We start from the raw sequence: 15,780 nt of genomic DNA on the forward strand, positions 1-15,780 counted from the left end.
CCCGCCCGTCCAGGCGTCGACCAGAGGACCGAATGAACCCAGCCAGACGCACGACGGCCACCGCCCTCGTGCTCACCACCGCGGCCGGCGCGCTCTGCGCGGCCGCCGTCCCGGCCTCGGCCGCGGTCAGTTGCGCCTCCCCCGTCTACAAGCGGCAGTTCTACGCGAACACCACTTTCTCCGGTACACCGAAGAAGACGGACTGCGACAGCGCGATCGACCAGAACTGGGGCACCGGCGCGCCCGCCTCCGGCCTGCCCTCCAACTACTTCGCCGTCCGCTGGACCGTCACCCGCGACTTCGGCTCCGGCGGTCCCTTCGCCCTCGCCGCGTCCGCGCAGGACGGCATCCGCGTCCACCTGGACGGCGTCCGCAAGATCGATCTGTGGAAGAACGTGTCGTCGACGGTGCACAAGACCGTCAACGTCACCGTTCCCTCCGGCAAACACACCCTCCGCGTCGACTTCGTCAACTGGACGGGCACGGCCAACGTCGCCTTCACCTACAAGCCGCGCACCACCGCGGACGTCGACAAGGTCGCGCCGCTCACCCCGGCCGGGGCTTCGGCCGCCTATGACCCGGCGACCGGCAGGGCCCGGCTCACCTGGTCGAAGAACAAGGAGATGGACCTCGGGGGCTACCGCGTCTACCGGCGCCTGAAGGGCACGTCGTTCGGCGGCACCCCGCTCGCCACCACCACCTCGACGTCGTACACCGACGCGACCCTGCCGGTGACCGGCCAGACGTACTACTACGAGGTCCGCGCCTACGACAAGGCGGGCAACACCTCGGCCGGCACGGCGGACCAGCCGGTGACCACGGCCGACCGCACGCCGCCCGCCGCGCCCACGGGGCCGACCGCCGACTCCGAGACGGACGGGCTGCGGATCGGCTGGAATCCGGTCGCGGACGCCGCCTCCTACCGGGTCTACCGGGCAACCAGCGCGGACGGCGCGTACACCCTGGCCGGCAGCACCGGCCAGACGTCCTACCTGGACACCTCGGCCGTGGAGGGCGCCACCTCCTACTACCGCGTCACCGCCCTCGACGCGGCGGGCAACGAGTCCGCGCCGGCCGCCGTCAGCGCCCGGCGCATCGACCTCACCCCGCCGTCCGCCGTGACCGGGCTGACCCTCACCCCGACCGGGTACGGCTTCCACCTGGCCTGGGACGCCAACACCACCCCCGACCTTGCGCGGTACGTCGTCTACGCGGGCGAGATCGTGGGTGACGACGAGGAGCGGGTCTGCTCCGCGCACCAGGTGGAGTGGCTGTTCACCGACACCACCTCCTACGACTACGCCACCCTGCCGGACGGCGAGGAACGCTGCATGTTCGTCGACGCCGTCGACGACGACTGGAACTCGCACTACCAGTGGACCCGCGCGCCCGAGGTGGTGACCGCGACCGAGCTCGACACCACGCCCGGCGTGGCCACGCCCGAGGGCTCGCCCGTCGAACTGGCGGCGACCACCGCCGCGCAGCGCACCGCGCCCGTCACGCTGTCCTGGAACACGGTGGCGGACGCCACCGGCTACCAGGTCTACCGCTGGGACCCGGCCACGGGAGCCTACGAGAAGCTGGCGGCCACCGAGCAGCAGACCTACGTGGACACCACGGCCGGCGCGGACACCACCCGCTACTACTGGGTGACCGCGCGGTACGCGGACGGCACCGAGTCGGCACCCGGCGCCGACTACGCGATCCTGTTCCCGTGAGTACGCGAAGGGGCCGGGAGGCTGTTGCCTCCCGGCCCCTTCGTCGTGGCCCTCGCGGGCGGGTCAGTCCTTGGCCTTCTTGGGACGCCACACCACCAGCGCACTGGTCTGCTGGACCTCCTGGTACGGGACCAGGTCCCGGCGGTAGGAGGCGTGCACGGCGGCCTCGCGCTGACGCATGGCGGCCGCGGCTCCGTCCAGGGCCGCCTCCAGCTCCGCCACCCGGGACTGGAGCGCGACGACCTGGTTCTCCAGTTCGATGATCCGCTTGATGCCGGCCAGGTTGATGCCCTCGTCCTGCGACAACTGCTGCACCTGACGGAGCAGTTCGATGTCACGGGCCGAATAGCGGCGGCCCCGCCCGGCGGTGCGGTCGGGCGAGACCAGGCCCAGCCGGTCGTACTGACGGAGCGTCTGAGGGTGCAGTCCGGAGAGCTGAGCGGCCACCGAGATGACGTACACCGGTGTCTCTTCCGTCAGTTCGTACGGGTTTCGGCGGCGGCCGTCCATCTCACTCATGCTCCCTTCGCGGCCTCGAACAGCTCCGCCCGCGGGTCCTCGCCCGCGGTCGCCTCGCGATACGCCTCCAGTGCGTCACGAGCCTTCCCCGCCAAGTCCTTCGGGACACTCACCTCGACGGTGACCAGCAGGTCCCCGCGGGTGCCGTCCTTGCGGACCGCGCCCTTGCCCCGGGCCCGCATCGTCCGGCCGTTCGGCGTGCCCGGCGGCAGCTTCAGCGTCACCGGGGGTCCGCCGAGCGTCGGGACCCGCACCTCGCCGCCGAGCGCCGCCTCCGCGAAGGTGACGGGCACCGTGACGGTGAGGTTGTCGTCCTTGCGGCCGAAGACCGGGTGGGCGCCCACGTGCACGACCACGTACAGGTCGCCCGCGGGGCCGCCCCGCTCGCCCGGCGCGCCCTTGCCGCGCAGCCGGATGCGCTGGCCGTCGAAGACGCCCGCGGGGATGCGCACCTGCATCGTCCGGGACGACTTGGCACGGCCCGAGCCCTTGCACACCTCGCAGGGGTGCTCGGCGATCAGGCCGCGGCCCTTGCAGTCCGGGCAGGGGTCGGTGAGCGAGAATCCGCCGCCCGAGCCGCGCGCCACCTGGCCGGTGCCGACGCAGGTCGGGCACACGCGCGGTGTGCCGTTCTTGTCGCCGGTGCCCGAACAGGCCTTGCACGGCGACTGCGAGGACATGCGCAGCGGAACCGTCGCGCCCTCGATGGCCTCCGTGAAGCTCAGCGTGACCTCGGACTCGATGTCCTGGCCGCGCCGGGGCTGGGTGCGCGGGGCGCCCGCGCCGCCGCGGTTGAACAGGCCCCCGAAGACGTCACCTATGCCACCGCCGAAGCCGCCGGTGCCCCCGCCCTGGGCGCCGCCTCCGAAGAGGTCGCCCAGGTCGAAGTTGAACGAGCCGCCGCCCGCGCCCGGCCCGGGGCGGAACCCGCCGCTGCCGAAGAGGGCGCGGGCCTCGTCGTACTCCTTGCGCTTCTTGGGGTCGCCGAGGACGTCGTTCGCCTCGGAGATCTCCTTGAAGCGCTCCTCGGCCTTGGCGTTGCCCTTGTTGGCGTCCGGGTGGAACTCGCGGGCGAGCTTCCGGTACGCCTTCTTGATCTCGGCGTCGGTGGCGTCCTTGGGGACGCCGAGGACCTTGTAGTAGTCCTTCTCGATGAAGTCCTTGGTGCTCATCCCCGACGTCCCTCCTTCCCTGCGTTCGTGTCGACGTCAGCCCTCGTCCGGGCCACCGCTCTCCTTGTCCTCGGCCGGCTCCTCGGCCTTGGCCTGGCCCGACTCCTCGGCCGGCTTGACCGTCTGCGCGCCCGGCTGGGGCTCGGCCACCGCCACCCGCGCGGGGCGGATGGTGCGCTCGCCGATCCGGTACCCGGGCTGCAGAATCGCCACGCACGTCGTCTCCGTGACGTCCGGGGCGTAGGAGTGCATCAGGGCCTCGTGGATCGTCGGGTCGAAGGGCTCGCCCTCCTTGCCGAACTGCTGCAGGCCCAGCTTGGCCGCCACGGTCTCCGTCGACTCGGCGACGGACTTGAAACCGCCCACCAGTTCGCCGTGCTCCCGTGCGCGCCCGATGTCGTCGAGCACGGGCAGGAGTTCGGTCAGGAGATTCGCGACGGCGATTTCCTTGACCGTGACGCGGTCGCGCTCGACCCGGCGCCGGTAGTTCTGGAACTCGGCCTGCAGCCGCTGCAGGTCCGCCGTCCGCTCACCCAGCGCCGTGCGTGCCTGGTCCAGCTGCGCCGTCAGGCCCGCCACGCGGGCCTCGTCCCCGGCCGGGGCCGCCTCCTTCTCCTGGGAGGAGGCGGCGGCCTGCGGCTCGGCGTCGTCAGAGGTGGCGCCGGAGGGGACGTCGGGCTGCTGAGACTGCTGCTCGTCGAAGCCCGGGGTCTCCTCCGTCACGCGGCACCGTCCTTGCGCTCGTCGTCGACGATCTCGGCGTCCACCACGTCGTCGTCGGCCCTGGCCTCACCGGCGCCGGCGGACTCGCCGCCCGCGGCCTGCGCGGCCTGGGCGTCGGCGTACATCGCCTGGCCGAGCTTCTGGGAGACGGCGGCGACCTTCTCCGTGGCGGTGCGGATCTCGGTGGTGTCCTCGCCCTTGAGCTTCTCCTTCAGCTCGGCGACGGCCTCCTCGACCTCGGTCTTGATCTCGCCCGGGACCTTGTCCTCGTTGTCCTTGAGGAACTTCTCGGTCTGGTAGACGAGCTGCTCGCCCTGGTTGCGGGTCTCGGCGGCCTCGCGGCGCTTGTGGTCCTCCTCCGCGTAGCGCTCGGCCTCCTCGCGCATCCGGTCGACCTCGTCCTTCGGGAGCGAGGAGCCGCCGGTGACGGTCATCTTCTGCTCCTTGCCGGTGCCGAGGTCCTTCGCCGTGACGTGCATGATGCCGTTGGCGTCGATGTCGAAGGAGACCTCGATCTGCGGGACGCCGCGCGGCGCCGGCGGCAGACCGGTCAGCTCGAACATGCCGAGCTTCTTGTTGTAGGCCGCGATCTCGCGCTCGCCCTGGTAGACCTGGATCTGCACCGACGGCTGGTTGTCCTCGGCCGTGGTGAAGATCTCCGACCGCTTGGTCGGGATGGTCGTGTTGCGCTCGATGAGCTTGGTCATGATGCCGCCCTTGGTCTCGATGCCGAGGGACAGCGGGGTCACGTCGAGGAGCAGGACGTCCTTGACCTCACCCTTGAGGACACCGGCCTGGAGCGAGGCGCCGATGGCGACGACCTCGTCCGGGTTCACGCCCTTGTTGGCCTCCTTGCCGCCGGTCAGCTCCTTGACGAGCTCGGCGACCGCGGGCATACGGGTGGAGCCACCGACGAGGACGACGTGGTCGATCTCGCCGAGCTGGATGCCGGCGTCCTTGATGACGTTGTGGAACGGCGTCTTGCAGCGCTCCAGCAGGTCGGCCGTCAGCTGCTGGAACTGAGCCCGGCTGAGCTTCTCGTCCAGGTGCAGCGGGCCCTCGGCGGACGCGGTGATGTAGGGCAGGTTGATCGTGGTCTCGGTGGACGAGGACAGCTCGATCTTGGCCTTCTCCGCCGCCTCACGCAGGCGCTGGAGGGCCATCTTGTCCTTGCTCAGGTCCACGCCGTGACCGGACTGGAACTGCTTGACCAGGTAGTCGACGACACGCTGGTCCCAGTCGTCACCACCGAGGTGGTTGTCACCGTTGGTGGCCTTCACCTCGACGACGCCGTCGCCGATCTCCAGCAGCGAGACGTCGAAGGTGCCGCCACCGAGGTCGAAGACCAGGATGGTCTGGTCGTCCTTGTCGAGGCCGTACGCGAGAGCGGCGGCCGTCGGCTCGTTGACGATGCGCAGCACGTTCAGGCCCGCGATCTCGCCGGCCTCCTTGGTGGCCTGGCGCTCGGCGTCGTTGAAGTACGCCGGAACGGTGATGACCGCGTCGGTCACCTTCTCGCCCAGGTAGGACTCGGCGTCCCGCTTCAGCTTCTGCAGCACGAACGCGCTGATCTGCTGAGGGTTGAAGTCCTTGCCGTCGAGGTTGATCTTCCAGTCGGTGCCCATGTGGCGCTTGACCGACCGGATGGTCCTGTCGACGTTCGTCACTGCCTGACGCTTGGCCACCTCGCCGACCAGCACCTCGCCGTTCTTGGCGAAGGCGACGACGGACGGCGTGGTCCTGGCGCCCTCGGCGTTGGTGATGACGGTGGGCTCGCCGCCCTCCAGAACGCTGACGACGGAGTTAGTCGTGCCCAGGTCGATGCCGACCGCACGTGCCATGGTGAATTCCTCCAGCTGACTTGAGTGGAACGGACTCAAGTGTGCATGAGGCTCGCCATGCGGTCAACAGACCTGAGTCGCTCCGACTCAAGTCTTATCCATCCCTTACACGCAAGGACTCGCTGACCTGCGCCGATGTGGACTGCCGGGGCGGGCGCGGGGCGACCTGAGGGTGACGACCGGTCGCCTGGGCGGTTGACTGACCGCGGGTGGACCGGGGCGCTCGGACGGCCGTCTCCCCTCGGGTGGGCGGGACCTCGCGGACCCCCGTCCGCCCTCGGACGGGCGGGGTCTCACGGAGGCCCGTCCGGTGGACGCCCGTCCGGCTCCCCGTCACCGGTGCCCCGTGGACGCCCGTCCGAATCCGGGTGTGATGGGTCTCGCCCGGGCGCCGGGCCCCCCGGACCCGCAGCAGTGCGAGCACGGCCACCAGGGCCACGCCGGCCACCCACAGGCCGCCGGTCCACGGCAGCCAGCCGGTGTGCACCAGCACCCCCACGAGTACCGCGGAGAAGGTGCCCGCACCCAGCAGAACGGTCGCACCCGGCGGGGTGAGCCCGAGCCGGCGCAGCCGGTGCGCGAGATGCTCCGGCCCGCGGCGCGGCGCGGGCCGCCGGAACAGCGCCGGCCCCCGGGACAGCAGCACGAGGAGGGCGTCGGCGGCGGCCGTGGCGGTGAGCGCGAACAGCACCGCCGCGCTGGAGAGGGAGTCGTACCCGCTGCGGGTGAGCACCGCCGCCGAAGCCAGTACGAAGCCGGTGAACAGGGAGCCACACGCGCCGAACGCGATCCGCGCGGGCGGCCAGTTGTGCATCAGGAAGCCGGTGAGGGCGGCCGCCAGCACGCTCAGCAGCACCGCCAGGTCGTCCATCACCTCGGCCGCCGCGCAGGCGCCCACCCCGAAGGCGGTGACCACGCCCACCGTGCCCGCCAGGCCGTCCGCGTGGTCGAGCCCCCGGAAAGCGGCCGCCACACAGGCGATCCAGACCACGGCGCAGATCCCGGCGGGCAGCCCGGTCTCGTCGTAGGGCACCACGAAGGCGGCCGCGACGGCCGCGCCCACGAGCAGGAGCCGTGTCCTCAGCCGCCACAGGTCGGCGGCCAGACCGAGGAGGGCGACCCCGGCACCCGCGACCAGCAGCCCGCCGACCGGGTCGCTGAGCGGCGCGGCGCCCGTCCAGCCCCCCGCCGCAGCGACCAGACAGGTGCTGGCCACCACGGCCACGCCCCCGAGCAGCGGTACCGGCCGCACCCGCCGCCGGTCGACGAGCCCCAGCCGCAGCGCGGGCGTCCGGAGCAGCGCCGAGAGCAGGGCGGCGAGGAGCAGAGCGGTGATGGCGGTGACGATCCCGTAGAGCACGGTTCTTAAATTAGGGGTGAATGTACCGATTGGGTGTGAATAACACGAATGGATCGTCAGGCAACCCTCAGCGACCGAGATCACCCCGCGCTCGGCTACATTGCGTCGCAGGATGGGGGTAGTCTCAGTCGGACTGCATAAGTTACCGCTTAGTAATCTCCGTCCTCTCCCGCGATCCCCGTCGTGGGAGCCGCTCGAAGAGAACCTCGCAGGCCCGAGGAGCCCCCATGCAACTCGCCGCGATCATCGTGTCGCTGGTACTGACCGTGGTCGGCGTCGCGCTGCTCGCCCGCGCCATCGGCCAGTTCGTCCGGTACTTCAAGCTGGGCCAGCCCGTGCCCGCCGGCAGCCGGACCGACAACCCCTACCAGCGCAGCGTGACCCTGGTGCGGGAGTTCCTCGGCCACACGCGCATGAACCGGTGGGGGATCGTGGGCTTCGCCCACTGGTTCGTCGCCGTCGGCTTCCTGACGCTGCCGCCGACTCTCGCGCAGGCGTTCGGCCAGCTCTTCCAGGCCGACTGGACGCTGCCGGTCATCGGCGACTTCCTGCCGTTCGAGATGTACACCGAGTTCATCGGTGTGATGACCGTCCTGGGCATCGTCGTGCTCATCACGATCCGCCTGCTGAGCCTGCCCTCGCGGCCCGGCCGCAAGTCGCGGTTCGCGGGCTCCAAGGCCGGCCAGGCGTACTTCGTCGAGTACGTCATCCTCACCATCGGCCTGGCGATCTACGTGCTGCGCGGCCTGGAGGGCGCCCTCCACCACGTCGAGGGCTACGAGGCCGGGTACTTCGCCTCGTACCCGCTGGTCCTGGCCTTCAAGGGGCTGAGCGTCCCCACGCTGCAGAACCTGGTCTACCTGGTCGCGACGATCAAGATCGGCACCTCGTTCATCTGGATGATCGTGGTCTCGCTGAACACCAACATGGGTGTGGCCTGGCACCGCTTCCTCGCGTTCCCGAACATCTGGTTCAAGCGCGAGGCGGCCGGTGGGACGGCCCTCGGCGGCCTCCAGCCGATGACGAGCGGCGGCAAGCCGATCGACTTCGCGGACCCGGGCGAGGACGACGTCTTCGGCGTCTCCCAGGTCGAGCAGTTCTCCTGGAAGGGCCTCCTCGACTTCTCCACCTGCACCGAGTGCGGCCGCTGCCAGTCGCAGTGCCCCGCCTGGAACACCGGCAAGCCGCTCTCCCCGAAGCTGCTGATCATGTCGCTGCGCGACCACGCGCACGCCAAGGCCCCCTACCTGCTGGCCGGCGGCGGCAAGACGATGGAGGGCGAGGAGAGGGCCTCCACGGAGCAGCTCGCCGGTGTGCCCGCCGCGGCCCTCGCCGAGGCCGAGCGCCCGCTGATCGGCACCGCCGAGGAGAACGGCGTCATCGACCCGGACGTCCTGTGGTCCTGCACCACCTGCGGCGCCTGCGTCGAGCAGTGCCCGGTGGACATCGAGCACGTCGACCACATCGTCGACATGCGCCGCTACCAGGTGATGATCGAGTCGGCGTTCCCGTCCGAGGCGGGCACGATGCTCAAGAACCTGGAGAAGAAGGGCAACCCCTGGGGCCTGGCCAAGAAGCAGCGCCTGGAGTGGACCAAGGAGGTCGACTTCGAGATCCCGGTCGTCGGCCGGGACATCGAGGACCTCACCGAGGTCGAGTACCTCTACTGGGTCGGCTGCGCCGGCGCCCTGGAGGACCGCGCCAAGAAGACCACCAAGGCCTTCGCGGAGCTGCTGCACATCGCGGGCGTCAAGTTCGCGATCATGGGCGGCGACGAGAAGTGCACCGGTGACTCCGCCCGCCGCCTGGGCAACGAGCCCCTGTTCCAGGAGCTCGGCATGGAGAACGTCATGGCGCTGAACATGGCGTTCGGCGAGGAGACGGACGACGAGGGCAAGGTCACCGAGGAGTCCCGCAAGCCGAAGTCGGCGAAGAAGATCGTCGCCACCTGCCCGCACTGCCTCAACACCCTCGGCAACGAGTACCCGCAGCTCGGCGGCGACTACGAGGTCATCCACCACACCCAGCTGCTCCAGCACCTCGTCGACGAGGGCAAGCTGGTCCCGGTGACCCCGGTCGAGGGCATCATCACCTACCACGACCCGTGCTACCTGGGCCGCCACAACAAGATCTACACGCCCCCGCGCGAGATCATCGGCAAGGTCCCGGGCCTGCGCAACGAGGAGATGCACCGCCACAAGGAGCGGGGCTTCTGCTGCGGCGCCGGCGGCGCGCGGATGTGGATGGAGGAGCGCATCGGCAAGCGCATCAACAACGAGCGCGTCGACGAGGCTCTGTCGCTCAACCCCGACATCGTGTCCACGGCCTGCCCGTTCTGCCTCGTCATGCTCACGGACTCCGTGAACGGCAAGAAGAACGACGGCAAGGCCAAGGAGTCGATCCAGGTCGTCGACGTCGCCCAGCTGCTCCTGGACTCCGTCAGGACGCCGGTCGACCCGGCGGGCGAGGCGGAGACCGAGAGCGAGCCGGAGCCGGAGCCGGTGAAGTAACCGGCCGCGTCACCACGACCGACGCCCCCATGTCCCGTACGGACATGGGGGCGTCGTGTCGTACCGGGCGGCGCGGGCGGACTACTCGCCCTTCGGCCCCGCCTGCTGCACCACCTCGAAGGACCACAGCGTGGCGCCGGAGGCCGCGGGCCGCGGCCGCTCCCCGCCCTCACCGCCCCTTCCGCCCTCCGCGCCCTGCGCGCCCTGCCCGGCGCCCTGGTGCGCCGCCTTCATCGGCCCCTCCATCCAGGCCTGGAACGCCTCCTCGTCCCGCCAGCGGGTGTAGACGAGGTAGGTGTCGGTGCCCTCGACCGGACGGAGCAGCTCGAACCACTCGAACCCGTCGGAGTTCTCCACGGCGTGCGCGCGCGAGGCGAACCGCTTCTCCAGCGTCTCCCGCTGCTCGGCGGGAACGGTCAGCACGTTGATTTTTACTACGCTAGGCACATCACACCTCTCGTCAAACGGGGCCCCGACTGGACCCCTGAATCCGGACCATGTGCGCGCAGTGTCCTACATCCGACAGTCAAGGAAGCGTGAGGACGACTCCGCGTCGTCCCCCGAAGCACATCGGACCAAGCGCGAGGCGCTGATCACGGCCAAAGGCTGGGACAACGCGGGCCACTTGGCCGACGTAGTCCGCATCCTCCGTGACCCGCGCCTCGCCGGCGAACGCCGGGGGACCAAGCGCGTCAAGCTCGACGACGTCACCGGCGACGGCAGGGCCGACCTGGTCGTCGGCAGTGACGAGCACGGCTCCGACGGCGCGATCACCTACCTGCCGTCCAACGGAACGAAGATCACCACCACCGGCTCGCGCTCCGTCTCCGCCGGCGACCTGGGCGTCTCGACGGTGGGCACACCGCAGCTCGGCTCGGTCTTCGCCGACTGACCCCACACCCGCCGCCCCCCGCTCCGCGGAACGACTCGCGGGGCGGGGCGCGTGACCGCTCGCAGGACTCCTGCGACGTGATCCTCCTCACCGACGCCGACGGCGACCGCCGCGCGTAACCGGTGGCCGACGCCGAGTCCTTCGGCGGCACCGCCCCACCGGGGCCGCCCGTCCACGGATGGAGCAACCCCCTACTCCGGATGGAGCAGGGACCCGCTCAGGTAGGACAGCCCTCCCGCGATCCCCCTAGGGGATGTCACAGCTCGGCAGCAAAGGCGGTCCCGAATCCCTGGGCCTCGCACGTCACTCTCCGGGACCAGGTACGTTCGAAGACGTGGCTGGATTCAGGAACGGACGCGGCGGCCGGGACAACCGGGCCCCGCAAGCGCGCCCCCAACAACCCCCGTACGGACAGCAGGCGCCCCAGGCGCAGTCGTACGGCTACCCGTCGGCGCCGCAGCCGCACCCGCAGCAGCAACCGCCGTACGGCAACGGCGGCGGCGGTGCCCGGGGCGGCCAGTGGCCGCAGTCGAACGGCGGCGGCTACGGCGGCCAGGGCGAGCCGGAGTACTTCGGCGACGGGTCCTACGCGCAGGGCGGCCCCGACCCGTACGCGGCCAACAACCCGGGGCACACCCAGGCCTTCTCGGTCGGCGAGGACCCGTACCAGCAGAGCGGGACCTACCGGGCCGGTTCGGCCCCGGCCGGCCCGATCGGCCCCCGGCTGCACTGGAAGGAACTGCTGCGCGGGATCGTGCTGGCCCCCAACCAGACGTTCCTCCAGATGCGGGACTACACGATGTGGGGCCCCGCCCTCACCGTGACGTTCCTCTACGGCCTGCTGGCCGTCTTCGGCTTCGACGGCGCCCGCGAGGACGCCATCAACGCCACGCTCTCGAACGCGGTCCCGATCGTCCTGGTCACCGCCGTGGCGATGGTGATCAGCTCCTTCGTCCTCGGCGTGGTCACCCACACCGTGGCCCGCCAGCTCGGCGGCGACGGCGCCTGGCAGCCCACGGTCGGCCTGTCCATGCTGATCATGTCCCTCACGGACGCGCCGCGCCTGCTCGTCGCCATGTTCCTCGGCGGCAACGCGGGCTTCGTGCAGCTGCTGGGCTGGGCCACCTGGGTCGGGGCCGGCGCCCTGCTGACGCTCATGGTCAGCCGCTCCCACGACCTGCCCTGGCCCAAGGCGCTGGGCGCGAGCGCGATCCAGCTGATCGCCCTGCTGTCGATCGTGAAGCTCGGCACCTTCTGACGCATTGACGCACGACCGCACACGAAAGGGCCCCCGGCTGCGTGCCGGGGGCCCTTCTCACGCGGTCACGCGGTCACGGGGGTGGGGCGGCCGCGGGGATCCACTGCGCCCAGTCCTCGATGTACTCAGCGGTGACCGGAGTGACCGGCGTACCTGCCGCATGGGTGGACGCGATGGTCCCGAATCTCCCCCGCCGCACACGCAGGGGCTCACCCGGCGGCATCGGCTCTCCCGCCGCGATCCGGACCACCTCGCAGGTCGGTTCCCCGGGGCCGCCCAGCAGGTAGTTCCCGCCGGGCAGCAGTTCCTGGTGGGGGACGGAGACCGACAGACTCTCCGCCCGCATGGAGCCGATCCGCTCCGCCAGCGTCATCGTGGGCGCCCCGGGCACCACGCCGATCAGGTAACCGCCCCGCGCGGCCCCGTCGTCATTGTCGTCATCGTCGTCGTCGCCGACCGGGACGTCTTCGTCGAGACGCCGACCGCGCAGACCGCGCCGCACCAGCATCGTCCCGACGGCGAAGCACAGCAGCACGACGAGCACTCCCAGGACAGGCATGTGTGGGCCCCCTGCCGACTGTCGGACACCGCGCTGCTGGGGGACCCTCGCACCGCAGATCACCAGGACTCAAGCCCTTGGATCACCCGGGCTTCGCAAAGCGTGGAGCGGTCGGCCTGGAGAATCGGTGCATGGATGTCCCGCGACTGCTGGAAGCCGCGCGCCTGCTGGTGCCCGAGGGCGTGGCCACCGAGAACGACATCACGGTGCGAGATGGGACCTGGAGCCCGGCCAGGTGATCACCATGCACGAGGACCGATCCGTGGCCGGTACCGCGGTCGTTCTGGAGGTCCGTGGTCGCGGCGTCGGCCTGCCGCCGGCGTAGGCATCGCCAGGGCGCCCCCGTCGCAGCCCGGTGCCGGTCACCGGGCCGGCGACGCGGCGACGCGGCGACCCGGCGACCCGGCGACCCGGCGACCCGGCGAGCGAGGAAACAGCCCGCGTCGAGGGCCGACGCGGGCAGATCCGCGGCTCAGAGGGCTTCCTTGTTCTCCTTCGGCGCCTCACCCGACTTGTGCACAGGAGGCAAAACACTCCACGGGAAGTTGATCCACTCGTCCGTGCGCTTCCACACGTACTCGCACTTCACCAGCGACTGGGACTTCTCGTAGACGACGGCGCTGCGCACCTCGGCGACGGTGTCGAGGCAGAAGTCACGGACCAGCTTGAGCGTCTTGCCGGTGTCGGCGACGTCGTCGGTGATCAGGACTTTCTTGTCGGAGAAGTCGATGGCGTTGGGGACGGGCGCGAGCATGACGGGCATCTCCAGCGTGGTGCCGACCCCGGTGTAGAACTCCACGTTCACCAGGTGGATGTTCTTGCAGTCGAGGGCGTAGGCGAGCCCGCCCGCCACGAAGACGCCGCCGCGGGCGATCGTCAGGACGATGTCGGGCTGGTACCCGTCGTCGGCGATGGTCTGCGCGAGCTCGCGGACGGCGACGCCGAACTGCTCGTAGCTGAGGTTCTCCCGTATGTCGCTCATGCCCGTGTCGCTCACACCTGCGTCCGGTGGAAATTGAGGTAGGACCGGGAGGGGGTCGGCCCGCGCTGGCCCTGGTACCGGGACCCGTAGCGTTCGCTGCCGTAGGGGAACTCGGCGGGCGAGCTCAGCCGGAACATGCACAGCTGGCCGATCTTCATACCGGGCCAGAGCTTGATCGGAAGGGTGGCGAGGTTCGACAGCTCCAGCGTCACGTGCCCGGAGAAACCGGGGTCGATGAAGCCGGCGGTGGAGTGGGTGACCAGCCCGAGCCGCCCGAGCGAGCTCTTGCCCTCGAGCCGCGAGGCGAGGTCGTCGGGCAGCGAGATGACCTCGTACGTCGAGGCGAGGACGAACTCCCCCGGATGCAGGATGAACGGCTCGTCGCCCTCCGGCTCGACGAGCCGGGTGAGGTCCGGCTGCTCGACGGAGGGGTCGATGTGGGGGTAGCGGTGGTTCTCGAACACCCGGAAGTAGCGGTCGAGTCGCACGTCGATGCTCGACGGCTGCACCATGGATTCGTCGTAGGGATCGATCCGCACCCGGCCGGCGTCGATCTCGGCCCGGATGTCCTTGTCTGAGAGAAGCACGCCCCGAGGATACGCAAGGCGCGCGGAGCGGCCACAATCGTGACCGGCCCCACGCGCCTGTGATCAGCCGCTCTGCTGCGTGCCCTACCGCCTCTCCAAGCTCACCGGCACGACACTGCGGAGCCGGGAACACCCCGGACAGCGCATGAGCCGGCCGGGGCCGAGCCGCTCGGCCTTCTGCATCGGGAACGAAGCGGTGCTGAACACGTGCCCATCGGCACAACGGACGACGGTGCGCTCCATCAAGTCCTAGAGTCCCTTCCCCAGAGCCGCGTCGGGCTGCTGCCACCTGACGACAAAAGGCACATTACGGGATGGAAGAGACGACGCTCCAGGCGGCACTCCGACCCCACCCGGCCCCTGCTCCCCGGACCACCGTACGCCCCAACTCCGGTACCCCGCCGCCCCGTCACCACACCTCCCACCCCCCTGAAACGCACTCAGGCCCCTCGGCTCGAGCACCGGGGGCCACGCATGGGGTACAGTGGGCGAGCATTCGACACCGGGGCGATCTCGGCGTCTTACGCGGGTGTAGTTTAATGGTAGAACATCAGCTTCCCAAGCTGAGAGCGCGAGTTCGATTCTCGTCACCCGCTCCACGAAGAAGGCCCAGGTCAGAGACCCGGGCCTTTTTGCTGTCCGCTGTGATCACTCGCCGCGTGCCAGATTCGTGCCAGAAGACTCGTCGGCCGCCTTCTTCGCTGCCTCAGCCCGAGCCTTCCGGACGGTGGCGTCGAGGCCGGCTGCGACCTCTTCCTGTCGCTCGTCGTCGGAGTGCTGATAGATCAGCGCCGCCTTCTCCGAAGACTGCCCGGCTCGCACCATAGTGTCCTTGAGCGTGGCGCCGGACCGCGTGGACAGTGTGTGCCCAGTGTGCCGGAGATCGTAGAACCGGAAGCCCTCGGGCACGCCGACGATCTCCCGCGCCCTGCGCCACCTCCGTCCGAACGTGCTCCGCCGGAAAGGCGCCCCCTTCTCCCCCACGAAGATCAGCCCATCGGGGCCAGGGTCGGCGTAGGACTCCAGGTGCCAGCGGAGCTCCCGCCGCAGGAACGCGGGAAGAATCACAGTCCGCGTCCCCGCCTCGGACTTCGCCATCGACCCAGGCAGAGCCGAGCAGACGCGGTCCATGGCGTGTGGGTCGACGGCGTACGGGACAGGAACTGGGGAGGGTTGTTGGTTAAGGAAGTGGGCGGCTAAGGCGTGCCGTTGCCCTCTCGATTACCACCCGCGAGCTGGCCCAGCGCCATTACGATGATGCCGACCAACAGAATCACGCTGCCGGTCAGGGTGCCCCACGGCCGGGTATCCGAGTCGCTGATCACCAGCCCGAAGACCGCCTGCCAGCACAGCGCGAAGGCCACCACCAGCTGGCCCCAGCCATAGAGGTGAGGGCCGCGAACGTGGCGACGGTTCATGGGGAGCACCCAGCCACGGGCAACCGCCGCCACGCCGGAGGCGGCGATGAGCAACGCCAGCAGAACAAGAGGTATGGCGAGGTAGAGCTTCATGATCCCTCCCCTGCGCGCCAGGCCCACGCCGGACGCCAGCGTGATCATGGCACCCGCCGCCCCGCCCGTCCATAGGCTTCCCCGCCTGTGCACCAGGACAGCGGCTCAGAGCACCGCGTGAGAGCCGAGCAGAGTCCAGGACAGGCTG

Annotated in this window: 13 protein-coding genes, 1 tRNA gene and 2 pseudogenes; 5 read left to right on the forward strand and 11 right to left on the reverse strand. The window is 70.2% G+C overall.

The window, feature by feature from the left end; genetic code table 11:
* The first annotated feature begins 32 nt into the window (after positions 1-32).
* The gene (locus ACIQ9G_RS18680) at positions 33-1,718 is read left to right on the forward strand and encodes a PA14 domain-containing protein (RefSeq protein ID WP_403610486.1); all 1,686 of its coding nucleotides are present in this window, start codon (positions 33-35) and stop codon (positions 1,716-1,718) included.
* A 63-nt stretch (positions 1,719-1,781) separates the two neighbouring features.
* Here the strand turns inward: ACIQ9G_RS18680 and ACIQ9G_RS18685 are convergent, their stop codons facing one another.
* The 5 genes from ACIQ9G_RS18685 to ACIQ9G_RS18705 form a co-directional block, all read right to left on the reverse strand.
* A complete protein-coding gene (locus ACIQ9G_RS18685) occupies positions 1,782-2,228 on the reverse strand; it encodes a heat shock protein transcriptional repressor HspR (protein ID WP_356184975.1) in 447 nt (148 codons plus the stop codon).
* A 5-nt stretch (positions 2,229-2,233) separates the two neighbouring features.
* A complete protein-coding gene (gene dnaJ / locus ACIQ9G_RS18690) occupies positions 2,234-3,409 on the reverse strand; it encodes a molecular chaperone DnaJ (protein WP_403610488.1) in 1,176 nt (391 codons plus the stop codon).
* Positions 3,410-3,445: 36 nt separating this feature from the next.
* Positions 3,446-4,132 (reverse strand): nucleotide exchange factor GrpE, encoded by a 687-nt coding sequence (gene grpE / locus ACIQ9G_RS18695; protein WP_403610491.1) that lies wholly within the window; start codon positions 4,130-4,132, stop codon positions 3,446-3,448.
* Positions 4,129-5,973: a molecular chaperone DnaK gene (gene dnaK, locus ACIQ9G_RS18700; RefSeq protein WP_356184786.1), complete on the reverse strand. Its 1,845-nt coding sequence runs from the start codon at positions 5,971-5,973 to the stop codon at positions 4,129-4,131. The genes grpE and dnaK overlap by 4 nt, the downstream gene beginning before the upstream one ends.
* A gap of 94 nt (positions 5,974-6,067) precedes the next feature.
* Positions 6,068-7,333, reverse strand: a complete 1,266-nt coding sequence (locus ACIQ9G_RS18705) for an MraY family glycosyltransferase (protein WP_403610494.1) — start codon at positions 7,331-7,333, stop codon at positions 6,068-6,070.
* 227 nt (positions 7,334-7,560) lie between these two features.
* Here ACIQ9G_RS18705 and ACIQ9G_RS18710 point away from each other — a divergent pair, with 227 nt between their 5' ends.
* Positions 7,561-9,843 carry a (Fe-S)-binding protein gene (locus tag ACIQ9G_RS18710; RefSeq protein WP_403610496.1) on the forward strand — a complete coding sequence of 761 codons (2,283 nt, stop codon included), beginning with the start codon at positions 7,561-7,563 and terminating at the stop codon, positions 9,841-9,843.
* A gap of 81 nt (positions 9,844-9,924) precedes the next feature.
* Here the strand turns inward: ACIQ9G_RS18710 and ACIQ9G_RS18715 are convergent, their stop codons facing one another.
* Positions 9,925-10,290 (reverse strand): antibiotic biosynthesis monooxygenase family protein, encoded by a 366-nt coding sequence (locus ACIQ9G_RS18715; protein ID WP_403610498.1) that lies wholly within the window; start codon positions 10,288-10,290, stop codon positions 9,925-9,927.
* 244 nt (positions 10,291-10,534) lie between these two features.
* On the opposite strand from ACIQ9G_RS18715, the pseudogene ACIQ9G_RS18720 reads away from it, so the two are divergent.
* Both ACIQ9G_RS18720 and ACIQ9G_RS18725 read left to right on the forward strand, forming a co-directional pair.
* Positions 10,535-10,735: pseudogene (locus ACIQ9G_RS18720) on the forward strand (hypothetical protein); the annotation flags it as partial.
* Between the two features lie 253 nt (positions 10,736-10,988).
* Positions 10,989-11,993 carry a Yip1 family protein gene (locus ACIQ9G_RS18725; protein WP_403610500.1) on the forward strand — a complete coding sequence of 335 codons (1,005 nt, stop codon included), beginning with the start codon at positions 10,989-10,991 and terminating at the stop codon, positions 11,991-11,993.
* A gap of 73 nt (positions 11,994-12,066) precedes the next feature.
* On the opposite strand, the gene ACIQ9G_RS18730 is transcribed toward ACIQ9G_RS18725, so the two are convergent.
* The 3 genes from ACIQ9G_RS18730 to dcd form a co-directional block, all read right to left on the reverse strand.
* Positions 12,067-12,552 carry a hypothetical protein gene (locus ACIQ9G_RS18730; protein WP_403610502.1) on the reverse strand — a complete coding sequence of 162 codons (486 nt, stop codon included), beginning with the start codon at positions 12,550-12,552 and terminating at the stop codon, positions 12,067-12,069.
* Positions 12,553-13,024: 472 nt separating this feature from the next.
* Positions 13,025-13,534, reverse strand: a complete 510-nt coding sequence (locus ACIQ9G_RS18735) for a phosphoribosyltransferase (RefSeq protein ID WP_403610504.1) — start codon at positions 13,532-13,534, stop codon at positions 13,025-13,027.
* A gap of 11 nt (positions 13,535-13,545) precedes the next feature.
* Complete coding sequence (dcd, locus tag ACIQ9G_RS18740) at positions 13,546-14,121, reverse strand: dCTP deaminase (protein ID WP_403610507.1); 576 nt, start codon at positions 14,119-14,121, stop codon at positions 13,546-13,548.
* A gap of 525 nt (positions 14,122-14,646) precedes the next feature.
* On the opposite strand from dcd, the gene ACIQ9G_RS18745 reads away from it, so the two are divergent.
* Positions 14,647-14,720, forward strand: a tRNA-Gly gene (locus ACIQ9G_RS18745).
* Between the two features lie 49 nt (positions 14,721-14,769).
* Here ACIQ9G_RS18745 and ACIQ9G_RS18750 read toward each other — a convergent pair.
* Positions 14,770-15,228: pseudogene (locus ACIQ9G_RS18750) on the reverse strand (tyrosine-type recombinase/integrase); the annotation flags it as partial.
* A gap of 89 nt (positions 15,229-15,317) precedes the next feature.
* Entirely contained in the window at positions 15,318-15,632 is a 315-nt protein-coding gene (locus ACIQ9G_RS18755) for a hypothetical protein (RefSeq protein WP_403610509.1), read from the reverse strand.
* Positions 15,633-15,780 lie beyond the last annotated feature (148 nt).

This window comes from Streptomyces sp. NPDC096152 (assembly GCF_044763235.1).
Classification (GTDB): domain Bacteria; phylum Actinomycetota; class Actinomycetes; order Streptomycetales; family Streptomycetaceae; genus Streptomyces.